Genomic DNA, 20955 nt, shown 5'->3' on the forward strand with positions numbered 1-20955 from the left:
TAATCGTGAGGATCGAGGAGCTGAGCTGGCCCGAATTTGATAGAATCAAGGATAAGGTCGTTGCTGTTATACTGCCCGTGGGCAGCGTTGAGGCTCATGGTCGGCACCTGCCCCTCGGAACGGATGTCTTCGCCCCGCTAAAAATAGCCGAGCTGGTCGAGCAAAAGGTGAGGGAGAGGGGAAAGGAAGTCCTGGTAATGCCCCCAATCTGGTACGGGCACAGCTTTGCCCTCAACGCCTATCCCGGCACGATCAACGTCCGTCCCGAATCCCTGAGGATGTACGTTGGTGATGTTCTCGCTGAACTTGCGGCGGAGGGCTTTAAGAAAATAGTCCTGCTCAATGGGCACGGTGGGAACGTCTATCCCCTCACCGAGGCCGCCGAAGACGTGGCCGAGCTTTACCCCGACGTTGAGGTTTACTTAATCAACTGGTGGCTCGACTTCAGGGAGGATATTCTCTCAGTCTGCTCCGGCCAGGGGCACGCTGGAGAGGACGAGACATCGGTTATGCTGGCGATACGGCCTGAACTCGTTAACATGCGTGAAGCTAGGGGGAGGAGAGTCAAGAGAAAAATCAGGGTGATAAAGAAGGACATAGGGAAGGAGGTATTCCCCGACGGCCTCAACGACGATCCCTCCTCCGCGACCGCCGAGAAGGGTGAGAGAATACTCCAGATCGTGTCGGAGAGTATAGCCCGCATAATCCTTGGTGAGGAGGGATGAGCGTTCCGAGGGAAGTTCTGGACGAGCTCGATAAGAGGATAAAGCGACTCCAAGCAGTCATCGAGATAGCCGAGAGCGTTCCTCCTTCAGACAACAGACCCATCCCAAAACTTCAATCCTCGTTCTCCGTGTACCTGTGGATGAGCGTCGCGTGGTTCATCGGAGGTTTCCTCATAATCTACTTCCTTCGCTCCCGGTACGGAGGAGCCCTTAACAGTGCTCCCACCGGGGTTTCCCTGGCGGTTTACGCTGTACTAGCTCTGGGCGTCGTGATTCTGCTCGTTGCCTACTATCTCTCCCGGAGGAAGGAGGAAGGGGAAGTTTTTGATATCGATGAGAGGGCTAGGGCGGCGAGGCGTCTCCTCAAGGAGTTCTACCTCCCCCTCAAGAAGGCCCTAGAAGGGGACGATGAGGAAGCGGTTCGTGCCCTAGCCGATAAACTCCTCGAAGATCCGCTCTTGGCCAGGGCAATGGACGTTCTCCATGAGGGAAATCCAAAGCTCTGTGCCTACGCTCTCTACCTCTACGTTTCCAGGGAGAAGGTTGGGGGAGATGAAATCCGGGAGACCCTTGAAAGGCTGGACAACAAGCCCCTCCGCAGGCTTTTAAGCGTGCTGGTCGAGGGTTAAAGGATTTAAGTTTCGGTTTCCTATCCTCAACCGCCCTCCCCTCTCACACCCCCGTGAAGGGTGAGCGGGGGGCGGTCGGGGAGGGCACAGCCCCACTTGTTATTTTCTCTCAAAGAACAGTTCCCGGTTCAGCCTCGGTATCATCGCCATTAAGACTGCGATCTCGTTGAGTTCCGTCCTCGTGAGTAATCCTTTGCTCAGAACGCCTATCGCGCCGACCTTTCTCTTGAGTTCGGGGTCGTTAACGAGCTCGCCCATCGCTATGCCAGCTTCAACGCCCTCCTTAAGGATTCTCTCGATTACAACCGGCGGATACTCAAAGCCCGGCCCGTGACCTATGGTTATCACCCCATCGGGACTAACAATTGCGCAGACCTGAACGTCGAGATAGCCGGTCAACGTTCCCGGGAAGGGGTAGATTCCCGCCTCTATTCCGACGCCGAGATCTGCTCCTGTCTTCTCCAATGCTTGCTTAGCCCTGTTTATAGCACCCCTTGCTATCTCCTCGATTCCAATCGGCTGGTCTGAAACGCCGCTGTCCACTTCAACGCCGACCACCTCAACGTCGCCATAAATCCTCCGCATCACGTTCTCAACGGCTTTAACCTTCGTGGGATTAGTTGAGCCAACTGCAATCCTCATGATACCCCCCATTTCAGAGCCTCCAAAAACCTTATAAATAAAATCCCCAACTTTGGCCCGATACCCATGAGGGGGGAGTGTTTTATCCTTCGCTTCGCCCGTTTCGAGGCTTAAAGCCCCCTGTTCTGGGTTAGTCTTAGCTATCACTTCTGGAGGGTTCTGGGATGATTAAGGAGCCAGAGTTTAGGGAATACAACCCGGGCAAGCTGGAGGAGAAGATAGAGGCCTTTTGGAAGGAGAACAACACCTACAAGAAGGTCAAGGCCAGCAGGGCGAACGGCCCGAAGTACTACTTCCTCGACGGACCGCCGTACGTGAGCGGTGCGATACACCTCGGAACGGCCTGGAACAAGATAATCAAGGACATGATAATCCGCTTCAGGACCATGCAGGGCTACAACGTTCGCAGACAGCCGGGCTTCGACATGCACGGCCTGCCGATAGAGGTCAAGGTCGAGCAGGCCCTCGGGCTCAAAACCAAGAAGGACATAGAGACCGAGATAGGCGTCGACAACTTCATCAAGAAGTGCAAGGAGTTCGCCCTCAACAACCTGAAGATAATGACCGAGCAGTTCAAGATGCTCGGCATCTGGATGGACTGGGACAACCCCTACATGACCATAAAGAACGAGTACATCGAATCGGGCTGGTTCACGCTCAAGAAGGCCTGGGAGAAGGGCCTCCTCGAGAAGGACAAGCGCGTCCTCCACTGGTGCCCGCGCTGTGAAACAGCTCTGGCCGAGCACGAGGTCCGCGGCGAGTACAAGGTCAGGAAGGACCCGAGCATCTACGTCAAGTTCCCGGTTGAGGGCAGGGAGAACGAGTACCTCCTCATCTGGACTACCACGCCCTGGACGCTCCCTGCCAACCTGGCCGTTACTGTTCACCCCGAGTACGACTACGCCAAAGTAAAGGTCGAGACCGAGGACGGCGAGGAGTACTGGATAATCGCGAAGGCCCTCGTCGAGCGCGTTCTTGCTGAGGTCGGGGCCAAGGGAGAGGTAGTCGAGGAGTTCAAAGGAGAGGAGCTTGAAGGGCTCCGCTACGTCCACGTTCTCATGGACGAGTATCCGAGGCAGATGGAGTTCCGCGAGAAGTACGAGTGGGCTCACCGCGTAATCCTCGGCGAGCACGTGACGCTTGAGGACGGTACCGGACTTGTTCACACCGCTCCTGGACACGGTGAGGAGGACTTCGAGGTCGGGCAGAAGTACGGTCTGCCTGTTTACAGCCCGGTCGACGACCAGGGTAGGTACACAGAGGGCAGGTGGAAGGGCGTCTACGTCAAGGACGCAGACCCGGAGATAATCGAGCACCTCAAGGAGAAGGGCTACCTCGTGAAGGCGGGAACGATAGAGCACAAGTACCCGCACTGCTGGCGCTGTAAGACCCCGCTTATCTTCCGCGCCACTGACCAGTGGTTCCTCAAGGTCAGCAAGGTGAAGGACAAGATAATCAAGGAGAACGACGAGAAGGTTACGTGGTATCCCGAGTGGGTCAAAGTAAGATACGACAACGGCGTCATGAACTCGGGCGACTGGGTCATAAGCAGGCAGAGGTACTGGGGAATACCGCTCCCGATATGGCAGGCCGAGGACGGCGAGATATACGTCGTTGGCTCTTTCAAGGAGCTGGTCGAGCTTGCCGTCGCGATAGAGGTGGACGGCGAGCGCATTGAACTCCCAGAGGATTACAACGAGAAGCTCAGGGTCATAGAGGAGAAGCTTGGCCCAGAAGATTTGCACAGGCCCTACGTCGATGCCTTCATCATAAAGGTCAACGGCAAGGAAATGAAACGCGTCAAGGACGTCGTTGACGTCTGGTTCGACAGCGGAATAGCGAGCTGGGCGTCGCTCGACTACCCACGCAACAAGGAGCTCTTTGAGAAGCTCTGGCCGGCCGACTTCATAGTCGAGGGCGAAGACCAGGTCACCAAGTGGTTCTACTCCCAGCAGGCCGCGAGCGTCATAGCCTTCGACACCGTGCCTTACAGAGCCGTTGCCATGCACGGCTACGTCCTCGACGAGAAGGGAGACAAGATGAGCAAGAGCCTCGGCAACATCATAAGGCCCGAGGAGGTCGTCCAGAAGGAGGGAAGGGACCCGTTCCGCTTCTACATGCTCTGGGCCACCAACCCCTGGGAGAACCTCCGCTTCAGCTGGAAGGGCCTGGCTCAGGTTAAGAGAATGCTCAACATACTCTGGAACGTCTACGTGCTCAGCGCAACCTACATGAGCCTCGACAACTTCGACCCGACCAAGCTCAAGCCCGAGGAGTTTCCGTTCCGCGAGGAGGACAGGTGGATACTCAGCAGGGTCAACGGGCTCATAAAGGACGTCGAAGAGGGTATAGAGACCTTCAGGCTGACGAAAGCAACGAGAGCCATCTACACCTTCGTCGTCGAGGACCTGAGCAGGTGGTACATCAGACTAATCAGGAAGCGCATGTGGGTCGAGGGAGATGACCCAGACAAGTTAGCGGCCTACTACACCGTCTGGAAGGTCTTCGACGTCCTCCTCAGATTGATGGCCCCGTTCACGCCCTACATAGCCGAGGAGATATACCAGAACATGCTCAGGCCTTTCCTCGGAGTCGAGAGCGTCCACATGCTCGACTGGCCAAAGCCTGACGAGAAAGCCATAGACGAGGAGCTTGAGCGCGAGATGGAGGCAGTAAGGAAGATAGTCGAGGCCGGCTCTTCAGCGAGGCAGAGGGCCAAGATAAAGCTCCGCTACCCGGTCAGGAGGATAATAGTGGAGACCGAAGATGAGACCGTCAAGAAGGCCGTTGAGAGGCTCAACAGAATCCTGCGCGACCAGCTCAACGCCAAGGAGGTCGTCGTCGGAAAGGTCGAGCGCGAGCTCGTCATCAAGCCCAACTTCGCCAAGGTCGGGCCGGAGTTCAAGGGCGACGCCAAGCTCGTGATAGCCTGGATAAACGAGCACGGAAGGGAACTCTACGAGGCCGGCGAGATGGACGTTAAACTCGAAGGAAAGACCTTCCACCTCACGAGGGAGCATCTGACAATCGAGGAGAAACTGCCGGACTTCTTTGTCGCCGAGGACTTTGAGGGTGGAAGGGTCTTCGTGGACAAGACCCTCACGAGGGAGCTCCTCGCCGAGGGACTCGCCAGGGAGTTCGTCAGGAGGATACAGGAGATGCGCAAGCGCCTTGATTTGGACGTGAACGACAGAATCGTTGTCACCATAGAGACCACCGACGAGAACCGCGAACTGCTCAGCGAGAACCTCGACTACATAAAGAAGGAGACCAGGGCGACCGAGATAATCTTCGGCAAGGCCAAGGGCTACGTCGTCGAGTGGCCCGAGGTTCAGGCGAAGATAGGGATTGAGAAGGTGGAGTGAGATCAACTGCTTTCTCCTTTTATTTACCACAAATATTTATAGTCGAATCGGACTTCAACGACACCATACAGAGTAGTATGATATAATTAATTCATCAATGGAACGTCTCCAAGGGATAATGGCTTTGGAGGATATTCCAACAGAGAAAGTACAAGATAAAGCTTTTAATGTATTAGCAAACTAATAAGTAACTGTATGTATGACAAAATTGTAGCGTATTTCGGGAAGTTCTTAAATAGTTTAGATTGTATATTACAATCTCACGAGAAAGAATTTTGGAGAGATTATACACTAGAAAAGCATAATCAACTAAATTATTCTAAACTCGAATATTCATTGTTTTTAACAATAGGTATTCTCGGATCTTTAATTCTGAACTCGCTCTCAGGAAATCACACAGATTCATTAAGCACTTTGGATAAAATACTTGTAAATGCCAAGTATATTTGGTTAGCATATTCTCCAATTGCAGCTCTATCAAGCTATGGCCTCCTTAGATATAATGCAAAGGATGATTTTCAATTAGAGAGGAAGGTTCAGTCTGAGGATTATAAGGTTACTTTTCAGATTACGACGAGGGGGTTTAATAAGGATGCTGTGAGGAGGGGGGTGAAGTCTGTAGCCTATTGGGCGCCTAAATATCTTAGAGATTACGAAATTTGGGTTGTTACTGAAGATGATGTAGACAAGTCCTTCTTTGATAAGCTAAAGGAGATAGATGATAATGTCAGGATTATTTATGTTCCGAGAGATTATAAAACGAAGAATAATACGAAATATAAGGCGAGGGCTTTAAACTATGCATTAGACGTTAGAAGAGAAGAAGGTTATATTTCAGATAAAACTTGGATTTATTTAATGGACGAAGAGAGCATCGTCGGAGAGGATACTATACTCGGGATAATAGATTTCATCGAAAACGAAGCCAAAAAAGGCAAACTAATAGGGCAAGGCTTAATAGTCTACTCAAACTTCTGGGGCAAAAACCTCCTAACAAGCTTAGAAGACAGCCTAAGAGCAGGAGACGATATAACAAGATATAAAATACAAGCAAGGTACGGAAAAGTTATCGTTGGAATACATGGTTCTCATCTCCTATATAGATCTGATTTAGAAGATATAATCGGATGGGACTTTGGCGAAGTAAGGGCAGAAGATGCATACTTTGGATTACTCATAAACAAATACTTTAATAAAGCATGGGGTTGGCTAAAAGGAAAACTATATGAGCAAAGTCCTTATTCGATAAAAGACTTTTTAAAACAAAGACGGAGATGGTTATGGGGAAAACTCGATATTTTACTTAAAAATAAAACGGTAGGAGTAAAATACAAGCTAATTCAGGCTATACACCTAATTTCATGGTTATCATCGCTACCTTCAATCATTATAACATATATAAATATTGCATATCCTACTCCGGTCCATCATAAGATAACCTCTGTTGCCTTTGGATATTCTATAGCAACATTATCTTACTTATACTGGGAAGGCTCAAAATTAAATCTAGAACCAAGCAATGCGAGTTCACGTTTAAAAAGAGTGCTAAATATATTAGCTATTCCGATAATAGCCCCACTAGAAGGCTTATCTGCGTGGTATGGCTTGTTAACTTACAGAGAAAGTAAGAAAAAAGGATTTGAGGTTATTAGGAAATAGGGAACCTCTCTGAGATTTCGCCACAAGTAGAATATGATATTTGCACATACGAATTAACTTGTAAAACAGAAGATGTAATGGTGCTTCCATCAAACTTTAGAGAGTATTCAACATATTTTCCAGGATCTAAATAAGATATAGGACTTCCGCTATCATCCACTGGATTCGTCAAGGCACATGGTAATTTAGAAGGTATATTAGTTACAGTCGTTGTTACGTTATCATCGTCATCGTAGTATATGCACTTATATGTAGCTCCTGTAGATGTATATAAAATAGCTGTTACCTTAGTTAAATCGATTCTATCGTTACCACTATTCATAAAATCCGAGGGTTATCTGATTATTGCCACTATCTAAGTTCGCTTTAATTTAATAATATTTACAGAAGCAGCACCGAGACAGCTTGTTTTCTGTTGAACGTATTGTCTTCCCCACCCAATGATCATGGCTCCGATTGAAACTGTTAAGGTGATTAGCAATATCGATGCGATCAATGGTGATACGGGCTTCATTATATTTTTAACTACACGCCCTTATTTAAAGGTTTTAAATCACTACAAATCTTAGAGAACTTTTAAAAGATTAAGGACATGAAACTTCAATGGAAAAATTGGGACTCTCCGTTTATCAAGGAAGAGATTGGAGAAAACTAGTCAAACTTTTGCTATTTCTCCAAAACCTTCACTTTCAGTCTGTATTCTTGGAAGCGCTCAAAATCGCTATGGTGGATAAAAAAGGTTCTATATGAATACCTCAACCGGAGCACGGGACCCCCTCGTTCATCCACTCCTCAACTTCTTTCAGCGTTTTTCTGAGTTTCTCAACTTCTTCCTCGGTCATACTTCCGAACGCAATCATCAGAACGTCAATGTTACCTTTCTTCTCCTTCTTCCGCTTGGAAGTGCGTTTCTCATCCTCTGTCATGTCAAAAATTGATCTCTCGCTTACTTAACGTTTCCCCTCATTCAAAAACCCCAGCCTCCACACCACCCAGGGCTGGGCAACGATTATGGTTAGAAGTAGGGGAACCGTCAGTTTTCAACTTTTCTTGGCGCGTGGAAGTTAACTAACCCTTTCGAAACCCTTATAACTTATGCCTCCGTAAGTTACTTACGGTGGCGTAAGTGCTGTTCGACCTCAGACCGAAGGAGAGGAGAGAGGATATTTTCGACAGGGAAAAGGAGTTCAAGGACCTTGAGAAAAGCGTTGAGAAATATCCGCTGACTCTTCTTCTCGGAATAAGGCGAGTGGGCAAGAGCTCGATACTCAGGGCTTACCTCAACGAGAACCCCGGGATTCTGATAGACTGCAGGGAGCTCTACGCCGAGAGCGGGCACATAACGAAAGATGACCTCATAAGGGAAATTCAATCGAAGCGGGGGCTACTCCAGAGAACCCTAACCAAGTTCAAAATAAAGCTGAACCTCTGGTTTCTTGAGATAGAACCGGAGGAGGCCTCGCTGAGGGAGGTCTTCAGGGAGCTGAACGAGCTCGGTGAAAAAACCGGGAGGTTCATAATAGCCTTTGATGAAGCCCAATACCTGCGCTTCTACGGCTCACGGGGCGGGAAGGAGCTTTTAGCTTTGTTTGCCCACGCCTACGACAGTCTGCCGAACCTCAGGATTATCCTGACCGGCTCGGAAGTCGGCCTGCTCCACGACTTTTTAGGAGTAGACAACTACGAGAGCCCTCTTTACGGCAGGGTCGGGGGCGAAATCTACGTCAGGCCCTTCGACGAAAAAACCTCAAAGGAGTTCCTGAGAACAGGCTTTAGAGAAGCCGGCCTTGATGTGTCCGAGGACACCATAGACCGCGCCGTAGCACTCCTTGATGGAATCCCTGGCTGGCTCGTCCTCTTCGGCGTGAAATACCTTGAAGCGAGAGACTTCGAAAAGGCGATGGAAGCAACGCTCAACGTTGCAAAGGGCCTGCTGTTCGGCGAGCTGGGGGAGCTTGAAAGGAGGAGCAGGAGGTACACGGGGATTTTACGGGCGATAGCGCTCGGCTACAACAGGTGGAGCCTGATAAGGGACTACCTCGCCGTGAAGGGTATGAAAACTCCAGAACCGAGGCTGTACGAACTTCTCAAGAACCTGAAGAAGATGGGGTGGATTGAGGAGGTGAACGAGGAGTACAGACTGGTTGACCCGATCATTAGACTCGTTCTGAGAGGCCTATGACTTTTCCAGCACCCCAACGGAGACCTCTGGGTGGTCGAACCTTTTCAGTTTTCTTCTGACCTCCTCCGTCAGGAAATCTCCGACCCACTCGAAGTTCAGAGACTCCAGAACGTCGTGGTACGTGTAGAATATTATTCTGCCGCCGGTTCTGCACGCTCGAATCAGATGATTCACAGTCTCAGGCAAATCCTTGGGATGGACGTTGTAAGGGTCAAAGAAGATGAAGTCGAAGTACTCATCCGGCATCTCGCGCACGTAATCCCTGACGTTGGCGACCACAAAGTTATCGGCGAACTCTGGAAGTATATCGCGCCTCGCCTGCTCTATGGACTCCTCTATGAAGTCCACGCCGTATGGTACCAGCTCGTGTTCGGAGTTCTCCACGAGATGCCGCAAAAGCAGGCCGTTTCCGCAGCCGAGGTCTATGACCCTGCCCGGATGATTGATGAAGCCGAGGAAGAAGTCGTAAATCTCGTGGGGATATACGAGGAACCCGTTGGGCAAATAGGGATTGCCCTTGTTTTGCTCCCAGTACAGCTCTTTGAGCTTTCTCTTCTTTACCTCGTACCATTCTTTCTCCATCACATGTCACCAATTTCAAATATAAAATCCTCCAAATAAAACGTTTTATCCGAGCTGTCTATACTCCTGATTTTCAGCGGGTGAAGGAGTCCCAGAGCCCAACGTTTTCTTCGGACTCAATTGCAAACTTAAATGGCTTGTTCGGATCAATTTTGTACTCTCTGCCCGCCACGTCAACCACTGTACCGTCCTCCTTTTGGATTCCGAAGATTGCAGCTCCGAGAACCACGTACCGGTAGTTAGTAATTCCCCTTTCCTTTGCGAGTTTATCCAGTTGCTGGCGATTAATTCGTTACCTTTGAACACCTGCATCCATGTTGGAGGCATCGTTTTCAATGCGGGCACGAACATAATCCCGACCACTTTGCCTCCTTTGAGCAGTGGAGCTTCATAGTAGGCAGGTCTTCCATCGGGGAAATAGAACAGTTTCATCTCCCCAATTTTTGCGTCCTTGAACTCCGGAAACGGGACTTTGTCGAGTTCAATTTTTGCGAGATATCTGGCAGTATCCGGGGACACTTTCGGAGTTTGATTGAGCGCTATTAGCTTCCTTTTCCATGACACCGGGGGAACTGCACGAGCCTCGATCTCTCCGTGCTTTTTCCCTTCAACGCTCACATCGAGGAAGTCCGAGGGGTATGGGCCGGGCCTGAAGATGGAGTGGATGGTGGAGGGAGCTCAAATAAGCTCGGCGAAGGGTGTTATGTGGAGGAAGAGCTCGGGCATGAAGCGAAGGCCCTCCGCATACCTCACCCCGATCTTTTCCCCGTAGAATTCCGCGACCGTTCTGAGGAAGGGCTCCCACTTCTCCCATACATCGTCCGTGAACTGGCTCCTGTGAACCCTTATCGCCCTCAGCTTGAGCTCCATCACATCGGTTATGTCGACGAAGTAGTTGGGTTTAGCGGTATAGTAGAAGCCAATCAAATCGATCCGGTGGGGCTCTAGGCCAATGTGGAGGTCGCTTCTCGCGACGTTTGGCAACGGTGAAAAGAGCACTGCCTCAAGGGCAAGCTTTCCCGCTGTCACGTGGTCTGGATGGGCCTCGTAGGGTAGCCAGGGATCCGGAGCGAGGACGAGGTCAGGCTTCTCTTGTCTGATGACTTTGATTATATTGTTCCTCGCCTCGATGTTGTATGGAAGCTCCGTATCCCTGTAATCGAGCCAGATTATCCTCTCAACGCCGAGCATTCTGGCGCTTTTCTCTTCCTCTCTTCGCCTTATGAGGGCTAGTTCATGGGGGGACACGCTTTCATCGTACGTCCCCATTGAGCCGTCGGTGAGGCAGAGGTAGACGACCTTAACTCCCCGCTCGGTCAATTTCTTTATTGTTCCACCCATCCCGATTACACAGTCGTCCGGATGGGGCTCTATGCAGAGAACCTTTTCAGCGTCCTTAAACGGATTTGAGAGGTCGAACTCGAGAATTGTGAGCAGCTTTTCGAGCGAGCCCTCAAAGCTCAAAACCATCACCTGTTGCTATGAATTCGTGGCTTTTATATAACCGTTTCGATTTCACAATGAGCGGCCCTAGGGCAGCGGGATCCTCTCAACTTCCATCCTGTCGAAGGTAGGATACTCCTCCACGATGAAGAACCTCACGTCACCTTCGATGGCCTCGGCCAGCTCTAAAGCCACCTCCTCAGGCATCTCAATCCTGCCCTTCTCCCTGTTTATGTAGAGCCACTCCGCCGGAACTTCGACTTCTTCAACGAGGAACTCGTAGAGCTCGTCGAGGTCGTCGTATTCAGCGATGCCAAAGCGGAGCGTTCCGTCCTCGGTTACCTCCATGTAAGGTTTAGCCACCTTCCTCGCCATTCTCCTGAGCCTATTCCTGAGCTGGACGGCATCTTTAAGCTTCGCGGTGCAGAGGTGATAGCTCAGGGAAGTGTTCTTCTCACCCCACTCGAGAAGCTTTAGACCTAGCTCGAGCGAGCCCCTAATGGCGGAACTCTCGTCGCTTACCGGCTCGTAGCCCATGTCGAGCATGGTTTTAAGGGTAACCTCGCTGAACTCCAGCTCGTTCACGTTGAGGAACTTCGCGCCTAACCTATCCAGAAACTCGGCGTACCACTTCATCCTCTCAAACTGGCCCGGAATCGAGGGAATCTCGCCGCCGATGTCCCAGTCGAAGTCAAAGGCATTCTTTATGTTCTCGATTTCCACCTTGAAGAGCTTCGAGTTCGGGTTGAAGAGGTCTGGATGAAAGCGTATCTCATCTAATCCCACATCGTAGAGCTTCTCAAGGTTCTTCTTCGTGGCCAGAGCGCCGGTGGTGTAGAGGTGAACGTGGAACTTCCTTCCAAAGGCCTCCTTGAGGGCGCGGATGTAGCTAACGGTTCTGTCGAGCCTCGCCAGCGGATCCCCACCTGTAACTCCAGCTCCCTTGGCTTCCTGAATCAGGGCCTCCTCAATGATATCATCAACGCTCTTAACGGGCCTCTCGTTGGCATAAACAACATCTTCCCTCCTCCAAGGGCTCAGCGGGCAGTAGAAGCAGTTTCTCGGGCAGATTCCGGTCGTGAAGAGGACGAGCTTTTCACCCCTAACGCAGAGCTGACAGCCCTTCGGGAGCTCTCTCACGGCGTACGAAAAGTAAGGCGTCTCCCAGACCATTCTTCCACCCCGCTAACCCTAACCAGAGGGCAGGCCTTAAAAACGTTGGCGGGCAAAGTTGTCCGATGCCTATGAGGGAGAAGCCGAAGTATCTGCCCCCCACGCTCCGCGAGAAGCACCGCTACATAGCCTTCCAGCTGATTGGGGAGAGGCCCTTCCGGAAGGATGAGGTTAAGAAGGCGATATGGGAGGCGAGCCTCTCAACCCTCGGAGTCCTCGGCTCGGCTAAAGCAAAGCCCTGGTTCATACGCTTCGACGAGAAGAGCCAGACGGGAATCGTCAGGGTTGACAGGAAGCACGTCGAAGAACTGCGCTTTGCCCTGACGCTCGTTACAGAGATAAACGGCTCGAAGGCAATCTTTCGGACGCTCGGAGTTTCGGGGACGATAAAAAGGCTGAAGAGGAAGTTTCTAGCGGAGTTCGGCTGGCGCTAGAGCAGGAAGGGCATCGCCTTGTCTACAGCACCGGTGTAAACGAGCAGGTAGCGCCTGCAGGCCTTCTCCCAGGTGAAGTCTTCCCTTGCCCTCCTCCTGGCATTCTCGCGGAGCCTTGTGAGGGTTCCCTCGTCGAGCTCTTTAGCTTTGATCATCGCCCTAGCGAGGGCAAAGGCGTCCCTCGGCGGGACGAGGATCCCGGTGGCGTTCTCCGGGTCGGCGTTGAGGTCAATTATTGTGTCCTTGAGTCCACCGACGGCGCTCGCTATTGGAACCGCTCCCAGGCACATCGCCTCAAGCTGAACTAATCCAAAGGGCTCAAAGTAAGACGGAATCACCACGAAGTCCACCGAGCCGTAGAGCTCCCTAACGAGCTCCCTGGGCAGGACGTCGGTGATTACCCTGACGTTCTCCGGGAAGCGGTTCTCCACTGCTTTAGCCCAGGCCTCGAGACCGGGGTCGCCCTTGCCAACGATGATGAAGCGCATCTCCCTGAACGCTGGGTCGCCGGAGAGTATCTCTATGGCTCTGAGGAGCGTGTCAACACCCTTCTGCGCCCTGTCGAAGCGGCCGATGAACATGAAGGCCCTTCCGTCGCTCAAACCAAAGCGCCCGAGGACTTTCCTCCTCCTTTCATCCCTCGGTTTATCGGCGTTTTCGAGGAGGTGTTCACTCCAGAAGGAGCAGTCAATCCCATTGAAGACGTGCGTTACCTTGCCGTCAAAGTGCCTAAAGAAGTCCCACTCCTCCCAGAGGTAGCTCCTGCTGACGGTCGTTACGATATCGGCTATGTAGGCGGCGGTGTGCTCGGGGTCAAGATCCGGGTACGGGGCGAGCTCGCTCAGGTTGGCCTCGTGGAAGAGCCAGGCGGGAACCTTCGCCTTGTTGAGCCTGTGGACTGTGAAAACCGTCCTTAACCCGAAGTACTTCTTCAGGAGACCGAGGGCAAAGACGGTGTGCCAGTCATGGGCGTGAACCACGTCGGGCTTAAAAGTCCCTATAAGACGGTTGAGCAGACCTGCGGAGGCTTTGCCGAAGAGTACGGTTTTCCGGAGGAGGGTCTCCCAGGCTGGGTAGACGTCGGCGTCAAGAACATCTCCGGAGAGGGAATAGACTGTAACGCCGTTCTGCTCCCGTTTTCTGGCCGTTACCTCGACTCTTCTGCCCTCAAAGGAGAGTCCGAACGAGAGGGAAGGCTCGCCGAGGTTTTTTCCGTGATCGGGGGTAAGGACCACAACCTCGTTGCCAAGCTTAACTAAGCCTTCGGCTATGCTCGTCACGGCCTCCGCGAGCCCGCCGACTTTGACTGGAAGGTATTCAAAAGATAGGATGAGAACGCGCATAGGCATCACTCTAGGAGTATGAACTTCTCACCCTCGACGTCCTCGAAGTAGCTTCCTATTCCGCCGACCTTGAGTTCCTTTCCGTTGTGCCTGAATGTGACGTTCGCGGTTAGGGGGGTGTACTCGTAGTCGATTATCTCGCCGTCTATTGTCACAGGCTTTTTCGTGTCGATGATCCTGCCTACTATTTCAGCTTTTCTCGGCAGGCCAGCGAACTTGAGAAGGACTATAAGGGTTCTTATGTTGACGAGGGAGAGGGGTTTGGGCAGCTTTTCATAATTGGGGGGTTTTATGATCTCGCTGTTGTCGAAGTAGATGGTGTAGAACCAGTGCATGTAGTTCTGGATTATCCTTGGGCTCTTGGCCCAGAATGAGTAGAACTTCTCCTTTCTCGTGTCCCGCGGGAGGGCACCGAAAAAGAGGGCATAGTCTATGTCACCGATGATCCAGCTCGCCATGAGCCAGGGTGCCCCGCCACTCCTCGCGAGGATAATATTGTCGCCCTTAAGCCAGTCCGGAACCTCTCTAAAGTTGCTGATGATGACAAAGATGACGTCCTTGCGACCCTTTATCTCGTTTTTAAGAAGCTCGAGGAACTCCAGGGGAGTGTTGATTAAAACCTCGTGCTTTGCACTTCTGATGACGTATTCGGCCCTCTCAACGGTGTTGTCAAAGCCCTGAATCGTCCATATCTCCGGCAGCTCCTCCCCGTGAACCTCACGGTAGAGCTCGAGGAACGCCCCCTTGAGGGAATCTATGTCCCGAATTATCTCCTCCTTGATCTTTTCGAGTATAACCTCGGGATTGACGGGCTTGTAGAGCCTCGGCGTGCCCTGCATGACGTCGACGAATCCCTTTCTGTGGAGCGAGCTCAGCACGTCGTAGACCCTCGTGTGGGGGATTCCGCTCTCTTTCGTTATGTCGGTTGCCTTGCTCGGGCCGAGCTTGAGGAGCGTGATGTATGCAACGCTCTCGTATTTGGTCAGCCCAAGTCTCTGGAGCTTCTCAATTATCTCCTCTTCCCTCATTCCTTAACCCCCGACAAGTTTAAGTTCACTGAGGCCAGTTTATTCATCACCAGTGATACAAAGGTGGTTGATGTGTATAAAACTTTCGGGTTCGTTGAGGATCCGGTCTTCGGTAGGCTCGCGAGGGTTGAGTTTTCAATACCCTACCGGGGCGAGAGGTACGCCTACCTGCTCGGGAGCTTCAACGCCTTCAACGAGGGAAGTTTTAGGATGGAAAGGAGGGGAAGCCGCTGGTTCATTAGGGTTCTCCTTCCGGAGGGTGTCTGGAGGTACGCCTTCTCACTGGAGGGCCGGTTCGAGAGAGATCCCGAAAATGAGAATGTTGAAACCTACCGCAGGCCCTCTTACAAGTTCGAGAAAGAGGTCAGCGTAGCCGGAGTGATCGGCCCGGAGCCGGTCTATCACTCACCTTCCCTCCTCTATCTTTACACCTTCGGAGGAAGGGTTAACTTCGTCCTCAGAGCAAAGAAGGGCTACCTTGTCTCTTCGACTCTCATCCTCAAAGGAAAGGACATCGAAATGAGGAAACGGGCGAGCGATGAGCTCTTCGACTACTTTGGGGCAGAGGTCGGTAACCTTGAGGGTCCGGTTGAGTACTCCTTTCTGGGGGAGAGCAGTGAGGGGCCATTTGAGCTGGGGCCCTTCAGTGCCGTCCCTATTGCCTTGAAAGCGCCTGAATGGCCCCTTGAGAGGGTTTTTTATCAGGTGATGCCCGACCGTTTCGCTGGCAACTGCCTGCGTGACTCCGGGAATTTCTGTGGCGGTGACCTGTGGGGCCTGAAGGAAAGGCTGGATCACATCGCAGGGCTGGGCTTCAACGCCCTCTACCTGACCCCGATCTTTGAGTCAACCACCTATCACGGTTACGACGTAGTTGATTACTTCCACGTTTCCAGGAGGCTTGGTGGCGACGAGGCCTTTGATGAGCTCGTGAAGGAGCTGAGGAGAAGGGGAATCAAGCTGATACTCGACGGGGTTTTTCACCACACCAGCTTCTTCCATCCATACTTCCAGGACGTCGTTGAAAAAGGTGAGAGGAGCAGGTACGTCGGGTTTTACAGGATTCTCGGCTTTCCCGTTGTTTCAAAGCGTTTTCTGAGGGCGTTGGACTCAGGTCTTCTCCCTGGAGATACGAGGAGCGCTCCAATGGGGGCCGAATGGAACTACGAGAGCTTTTACTCCGTTTGGCTGATGCCCAGATTGAACTCCGATAGTGAGGAGGTCTTTGAGTTCGTCGTCAACGTCATGGGGTATTGGCTCAAGAAAGCCGATGGATGGAGGCTCGACGTTGCTCATGGCGTTCCCCCCGATTTCTGGGTCAGGGTAAGGGAGAGAATGCCATCATCGGCCTATCTGATCGGGGAGGTCATGGACGACGCGAGGCTCTACCTATTCAGGGGATTTCACGGGGTTATGAACTACGCTCTCTACGACGCGATTCTCAAGTTCTTTGCCTTTGGGGAGATAAGCGCCGAGGAGTTCCTGAACGAGCTGGAGCTCATCAGCGTCCGCTATGGGCCCGCTGAGTACTACGCCTACAACTTCCTTGACAACCACGACACGGAGCGCTTCCTCGACCTCGTTCATGATGAGAGGCTCTACCTCTGTGCCCTCGCCTTTCTGATGACGTACAAGGGCATCCCGGCGGTTTTCTACGGTGATGAGATCGGGCTGAGGGGCAGAAAGGGGGGAGGCCTCGACGCTGGAAGGACTCCAATGAAGTGGAGGGAAGAGAACTGGAACCGTGAAATACTGGAGACGACGAGGGAACTGATCCATCTCAGGAGAAACTCCAAGGCGCTCCAGTTTGGTACTTTCAGGCCCTTGCTCTTCAGGGGTAGAACCATAGTTTACGAGAGGGCCATCGACGGTGAGAGCCTGGTCGTTGCCATAAACTGTTCTGAGGTGCATGTTAAGGTTTCCCTCCCCGGAGGGAAGAGCCTCAACCTCCCGCCGCTGTCCTTCAGGATTGTCGATACCGGACGGTAATCGCAAGGTATATATATCACTGGCGATGATACCTTATTGCCAAAAGGCGGTGGGTGGTAAATATGAGAAAAGGACTCTTTACCCTGCTCTTGATTGGAGTTTTGCTCTTCGGAGTCGTGGCCAGCGGCTGCATTGGTGGAGGTGGAGGAGGAACAACCTCAAGCCCCTCAAAGACTTCTTCAAGCTCCACCTCACAGACGACCACTTCTCAGGCTCAGACCACAACCTCAATCTCCACAACCACTTCACAGACGACCACAACTGGAGCCACTGAAACGACAACCACAGCCACCACTACCACGACAACTACCACAACGACCACCACTTCCACTCAGGGTGAGAAGATCACCATAGTCCTCTGGCACGCGATGGGCCAGGCTGAGGCCCAGACATTCAAGGACCTCATCTCAGAGTTCGAGATCGAGCACCCGAACATCGACATACAGATGGAGTACAAGGCCAACCTCGAAACCGCCCTCAAGGCGGCAATTCCCGCCGGAAAGGGACCGGATCTCTTCATCTGGGCCCACGACTGGATCGGAAAGTTCGCCGAGGGCGGCCTCCTCAAGCCCATAGACGGCTATGTAACAGAGGACTTCACAAACAGCTTCATCCCGATCGCTCAAGATGCTTTTGAATACAAGGGGCACTACTACGGTGTTCCCTTCGCGGCCGAGACAGTTGCGCTGATATACAACAAGGACATGGTTCCAAACCCACCCCAGAACTTCGACGAGATGAAGACGATAATGGAGCAGCATTACGACCCGGACAACGGTAAGTACGGAATAGCCAGTCCAATTGATCCCTACTTCCTCTCCGCCTGGGCTCAGGCCTTCGGCGGCTACTACTTCGACGACAAGACCGAGACCCCGGGTGTAAACCTGACCGAGACCGTTGAGGGCTTCAGGTTCTTCTTTGACAACATCTGGCCCTACATGGCCCACACTACTGACTATAACGCCCAGGTTGATCTCTTCACGAGCGGAAACGCCCCGATGATGATCAACGGCCCGTGGATAATCTCAAAGGTCAAGGAGGCGGGAATAAACTTTGGTGTCGTCCCGCTCCCGCCGATCAACAAGGACGGAAAGACCTACTACCCGAGGCCCTACGCGGGCGTTAAGCTGATCTACGTTACTTCAAACGCTCCGGACGAGAAGATGCAGGCGATATGGGAGTTCCTCAAGTGGTTCTCCACCAGTGAGGACGTTGCCGTAACCCTCGCCTTCCAGAACGGTTACGTTCCCGTTCTCAACAGCGTCGCTAACGAGCCTGACATCACGAGCGATCCTGTGATAAGTGCCTACCTGCAGGCCCTCCAGCATGCATACCTCATGCCCAAGAGCACCAAGATGGCGGCCGTCTGGGGTCCTGTCGGCCAGGCTATCACGGACTACATCGGCGGCAAGAAGACTCTGGAGCAGGCCCTCAACGATGCCCAGAAGGAAATCCTGAAGGCCCTAAGCAGCTGATCTCTTCTTTTTAACTTTCTTGCGAGGTGAAAGGGATGAAAAAGAGCACAGTTGCGGCGTTGACGCTGATCCTCCCTGGCATGGCCGCTTTCCTCTTCTTCAACATATACCCGATACTCTATTCGATTTACATCGCGTTCACGAACGCCCAGATGGGAAACTTTCCGACTCACAATCCATCGGCACCGCCCCTGAAGTTCGTCGGTCTCGACAACTTCAGATGGGCGCTCAACGATCCCGGCTTCAGGTCAGCTTTCCTCTGGACGTGGATCTTCGTGGCGACCAGCGTTACCCTCAAGGTCCTTGCGGGCATATTCCTCTCCGTCCTCTACAACAGCAAATACGTCATCGGGAAGTCCCTCTACCGGGCGCTCCTCATAATTCCCTGGGCCCTTCCTCTCCTGTTCTCGATCACGGTCTGGCGCTTCATGTTCGATCCGATATTCGGGCCCGTTAACATAATCCTCCGCGATTTTGGAGTTTCAAATCCCCCTGACTGGATAAACAACGCGACCTACGGCTTCATAGCCCTCAACATCATCGAGGTCTGGCTGGCTTACCCCTTCATGATGACGGTGATAACCTCGGCCCTTCAATCGGTTCCGGATATACTGGTTGAGGCGGCCATAATAGACGGCGCCAACTACTGGCAGAGGCTCACCAAGGTTGTTCTGCCAATCGTGAGCAAGCCGATAGCCTTCGCGACCATACTAACGAGCGCCGCGAGCTTCCAGTACTTCCTTGTTCCCTTCCTCTACAACGGCTCCCTCTTTGAGGACAGGTTCCTGCTCCTCTACGGTTACCGGAAGGCATTTGGGGCGTCGGTTCCCCACTACGGCAGGGCTGCTGCCGTTCTCTTCATAGCCACGCTGATCCTGGCGGTTTACATGTACATAAGCATGAAGATAACCAAACTGCAGGAGGGGGCGAGCTGATGTTCGATTTCCACTTCAGGAACAGAAGGGAGCTTTTTAAGGCCCTCCTCGCAACGGCCCTGGCTATAATCGTCATGGGTATAATTCTCTTTCCCGTGTATTATGTGTTCACGGTCTCACTTAAGCCCCAAGGAACGCTCGCCTCGACGTCTCTCGACCTCTTACCGGACCAGATGACACTCCAGAACTACAAAGAGGTAATGTTTGGCCACAAGGATGCGACCGTAAAGACCAAGGTCTTCAACATAACTTCCTCAAGGGGCAAGCTCATCGGAACGGAATACACCATAGAGTACATGGACGGCGTGCTCTACGGGAAGTACAGAGGTCTGCCCCCCAGGTTCAATCTCAAGTATATCTCGCACCTAAAGGTTGAAGGGGCTAACAGAAGCGTCGAAAACGGCCAAGTGCAGTACCTCGGAGGCAAGTTCGTCTCTATGGATGCGAAGAGAATTATGGTCTCCTTAGCTTCCCTTAGGAGGGAGTACCTATATCTCACGGCCAAGGAAGTCAGGATAACCGTGAACGGCAAGACGGGCATTCCCCTCGATGGCTTCACCAAGGTCGGTAACAACACCTACGTTGGCAGGGACGTCACCCTCAAAATTCCGGACAGAGTTAGGCTTGACTCCGAGGAGGGACACTTTGAGGCCAGGGACTTCTACTACGTCTTCATCAACCAGATCGGCGGCGGTTTCTTTGGCTATCTCAAGAGAAGCCTGATCATAGCGTCCCTGACAGTCGTGCTAACGCTACTCTTCGCGGTTCCAGCCGCTTACGCCTTTTCGAGGCTCAAGTTCTTCGGCAGGGAGCACATCCTGTACTTTTACCTGATGTTCACGCAGGTTTCCGGAGGCCTTGGGATAGCCGGCTTGGTGGCCCTCTACGGAATGCTCGTTAAGCTCGACCTAACCAACAACATCTACGTCCTCCCCCTCATCTATGCCGCCGGTGGAGTTCCCTTCAACACGTGGCTCCTCAAGAGCTACCTCGACTCCATAAGTCCGGACTTCGACGAGGCCGCGCTGGTGGACGGTGCAAACTACCTCCAGATAATCTGGCACGTGCTACTGCCGATGGCCCTGCCCGGAATAGCTACCGTTGCCATCTTTGCATTCATAGGCGGCTGGACCGAGCTCATTCTTGCAAGCCTTCTTATCGACAACGAAAGCAAATACCCGCTAACGGTGTGGCTTTACAGTATGCTCAACGATCTCAGGAACGTGTCGTGGAACCAGTTCTCCGCGGCGGCACTGCTCTTCGCGCTCCCCGTGTTCATAATGTTCCTGCTGGCCCAGAACTACATCAAGAGTGGCTTAACAGTTGGGGGTCTCAAGGAATGATTTCGTTT

Annotated in this window: 18 protein-coding genes; 10 read left to right on the forward strand and 8 right to left on the reverse strand. The window is 52.4% G+C overall.

Annotated features, from left to right (window positions below):
- Nucleotides 1-5: 5 nt before the first annotated feature.
- Together TGAM_RS02985 and TGAM_RS02990 are read left to right on the forward strand one after the other, a co-directional pair.
- The gene (locus tag TGAM_RS02985) at nucleotides 6-725 is read left to right on the forward strand and encodes a creatininase family protein (protein WP_048811063.1); all 720 of its coding nucleotides are present in this window, start codon (nucleotides 6-8) and stop codon (nucleotides 723-725) included.
- On the forward strand, nucleotides 722-1354 hold the full coding sequence (locus TGAM_RS02990) for a hypothetical protein (protein WP_015858206.1): 633 nt from the start codon (nucleotides 722-724) through the stop codon (nucleotides 1352-1354). Before TGAM_RS02985 ends, TGAM_RS02990 begins: the two co-directional genes overlap by 4 nt.
- Nucleotides 1355-1453: 99 nt before the next feature.
- On the opposite strand, the gene yjjX is transcribed toward TGAM_RS02990, so the two are convergent.
- Nucleotides 1454-1996, reverse strand: coding sequence for an inosine/xanthosine triphosphatase (yjjX, locus tag TGAM_RS02995; RefSeq protein ID WP_048811064.1), 543 nt, complete (start codon nucleotides 1994-1996; stop codon nucleotides 1454-1456).
- A gap of 164 nt (nucleotides 1997-2160) precedes the next feature.
- On the opposite strand from yjjX, the gene ileS reads away from it, so the two are divergent.
- Together ileS and TGAM_RS03005 are read left to right on the forward strand one after the other, a co-directional pair.
- Nucleotides 2161-5361, forward strand: coding sequence for an isoleucine--tRNA ligase (gene ileS / locus TGAM_RS03000; protein ID WP_015858208.1), 3201 nt, complete (start codon nucleotides 2161-2163; stop codon nucleotides 5359-5361).
- Between the two features lie 195 nt (nucleotides 5362-5556).
- Complete coding sequence (locus tag TGAM_RS03005; RefSeq protein WP_015858209.1) at nucleotides 5557-7020, forward strand: glycosyltransferase family 2 protein; 1464 nt, start codon at nucleotides 5557-5559, stop codon at nucleotides 7018-7020.
- 755 nt (nucleotides 7021-7775) lie between these two features.
- On the opposite strand, the gene TGAM_RS11105 is transcribed toward TGAM_RS03005, so the two are convergent.
- A complete protein-coding gene (locus tag TGAM_RS11105) occupies nucleotides 7776-7946 on the reverse strand; it encodes an antitoxin VapB family protein (protein WP_015858210.1) in 171 nt (56 codons plus the stop codon).
- Nucleotides 7947-8146: 200 nt separating this feature from the next.
- On the opposite strand from TGAM_RS11105, the gene TGAM_RS03010 reads away from it, so the two are divergent.
- Nucleotides 8147-9202 (forward strand): AAA family ATPase, encoded by a 1056-nt coding sequence (locus TGAM_RS03010; protein ID WP_015858211.1) that lies wholly within the window; start codon nucleotides 8147-8149, stop codon nucleotides 9200-9202.
- Here the strand turns inward: TGAM_RS03010 and TGAM_RS03015 are convergent.
- Genes TGAM_RS03015 through TGAM_RS03030 form a run of 4 tightly spaced genes read right to left on the reverse strand, consistent with a single transcriptional unit; the run spans nucleotide 9197 to nucleotide 12400 of the window.
- Entirely contained in the window at nucleotides 9197-9784 is a 588-nt protein-coding gene (locus tag TGAM_RS03015; RefSeq protein ID WP_048811065.1) for a class I SAM-dependent methyltransferase, read from the reverse strand. The genes TGAM_RS03010 and TGAM_RS03015 overlap by 6 nt on opposite strands.
- 45 nt (nucleotides 9785-9829) lie before the next feature.
- The gene (locus tag TGAM_RS03020; protein WP_015858213.1) at nucleotides 9830-10402 is read right to left on the reverse strand and encodes a hypothetical protein; all 573 of its coding nucleotides are present in this window, start codon (nucleotides 10400-10402) and stop codon (nucleotides 9830-9832) included.
- 60 nt (nucleotides 10403-10462) lie between these two features.
- Nucleotides 10463-11254: a PIG-L deacetylase family protein gene (locus TGAM_RS03025; RefSeq protein WP_048811066.1), complete on the reverse strand. Its 792-nt coding sequence runs from the start codon at nucleotides 11252-11254 to the stop codon at nucleotides 10463-10465.
- Nucleotides 11255-11314: 60 nt separating this feature from the next.
- Entirely contained in the window at nucleotides 11315-12400 is a 1086-nt protein-coding gene (locus TGAM_RS03030) for a radical SAM protein (protein WP_015858215.1), read from the reverse strand.
- 71 nt (nucleotides 12401-12471) lie between these two features.
- Between TGAM_RS03030 and TGAM_RS03035 the strand changes: the two genes are divergently transcribed.
- Nucleotides 12472-12834, forward strand: coding sequence for a ribonuclease P protein component 2 (locus tag TGAM_RS03035; RefSeq protein WP_015858216.1), 363 nt, complete (start codon nucleotides 12472-12474; stop codon nucleotides 12832-12834).
- Here the strand turns inward: TGAM_RS03035 and TGAM_RS03040 are convergent.
- A complete protein-coding gene (locus TGAM_RS03040; protein ID WP_015858217.1) occupies nucleotides 12831-14177 on the reverse strand; it encodes a glycogen synthase in 1347 nt (448 codons plus the stop codon). The genes TGAM_RS03035 and TGAM_RS03040 overlap by 4 nt on opposite strands.
- Nucleotides 14178-14182: 5 nt before the next feature.
- A complete protein-coding gene (gene trmBL1 / locus TGAM_RS03045) occupies nucleotides 14183-15205 on the reverse strand; it encodes an HTH-type sugar sensing transcriptional regulator TrmBL1 (protein ID WP_015858218.1) in 1023 nt (340 codons plus the stop codon).
- 72 nt (nucleotides 15206-15277) lie between these two features.
- Here trmBL1 and TGAM_RS03050 point away from each other — a divergent pair, with 72 nt between their 5' ends.
- The 4 genes from TGAM_RS03050 to TGAM_RS03065 all read left to right on the forward strand — a co-directional run bounded on the left by TGAM_RS03050 (nucleotide 15278) and on the right by TGAM_RS03065 (nucleotide 20947).
- Nucleotides 15278-17194, forward strand: coding sequence for a glycoside hydrolase family 13 protein (locus TGAM_RS03050; RefSeq protein WP_015858219.1), 1917 nt, complete (start codon nucleotides 15278-15280; stop codon nucleotides 17192-17194).
- Between the two features lie 62 nt (nucleotides 17195-17256).
- Entirely contained in the window at nucleotides 17257-18669 is a 1413-nt protein-coding gene (locus tag TGAM_RS03055) for an extracellular solute-binding protein (protein WP_048811067.1), read from the forward strand.
- 35 nt (nucleotides 18670-18704) lie between these two features.
- Nucleotides 18705-19604: a carbohydrate ABC transporter permease gene (locus TGAM_RS03060; RefSeq protein ID WP_015858221.1), complete on the forward strand. Its 900-nt coding sequence runs from the start codon at nucleotides 18705-18707 to the stop codon at nucleotides 19602-19604.
- Complete coding sequence (locus tag TGAM_RS03065; protein ID WP_015858222.1) at nucleotides 19604-20947, forward strand: sugar ABC transporter permease; 1344 nt, start codon at nucleotides 19604-19606, stop codon at nucleotides 20945-20947. Before TGAM_RS03060 ends, TGAM_RS03065 begins: the two co-directional genes overlap by 1 nt.
- Nucleotides 20948-20955: the final 8 nt, after the last annotated feature.

It is taken from the genome of Thermococcus gammatolerans EJ3, from assembly GCF_000022365.1.
GTDB classification, from domain to species: domain Archaea; phylum Methanobacteriota_B; class Thermococci; order Thermococcales; family Thermococcaceae; genus Thermococcus; species Thermococcus gammatolerans.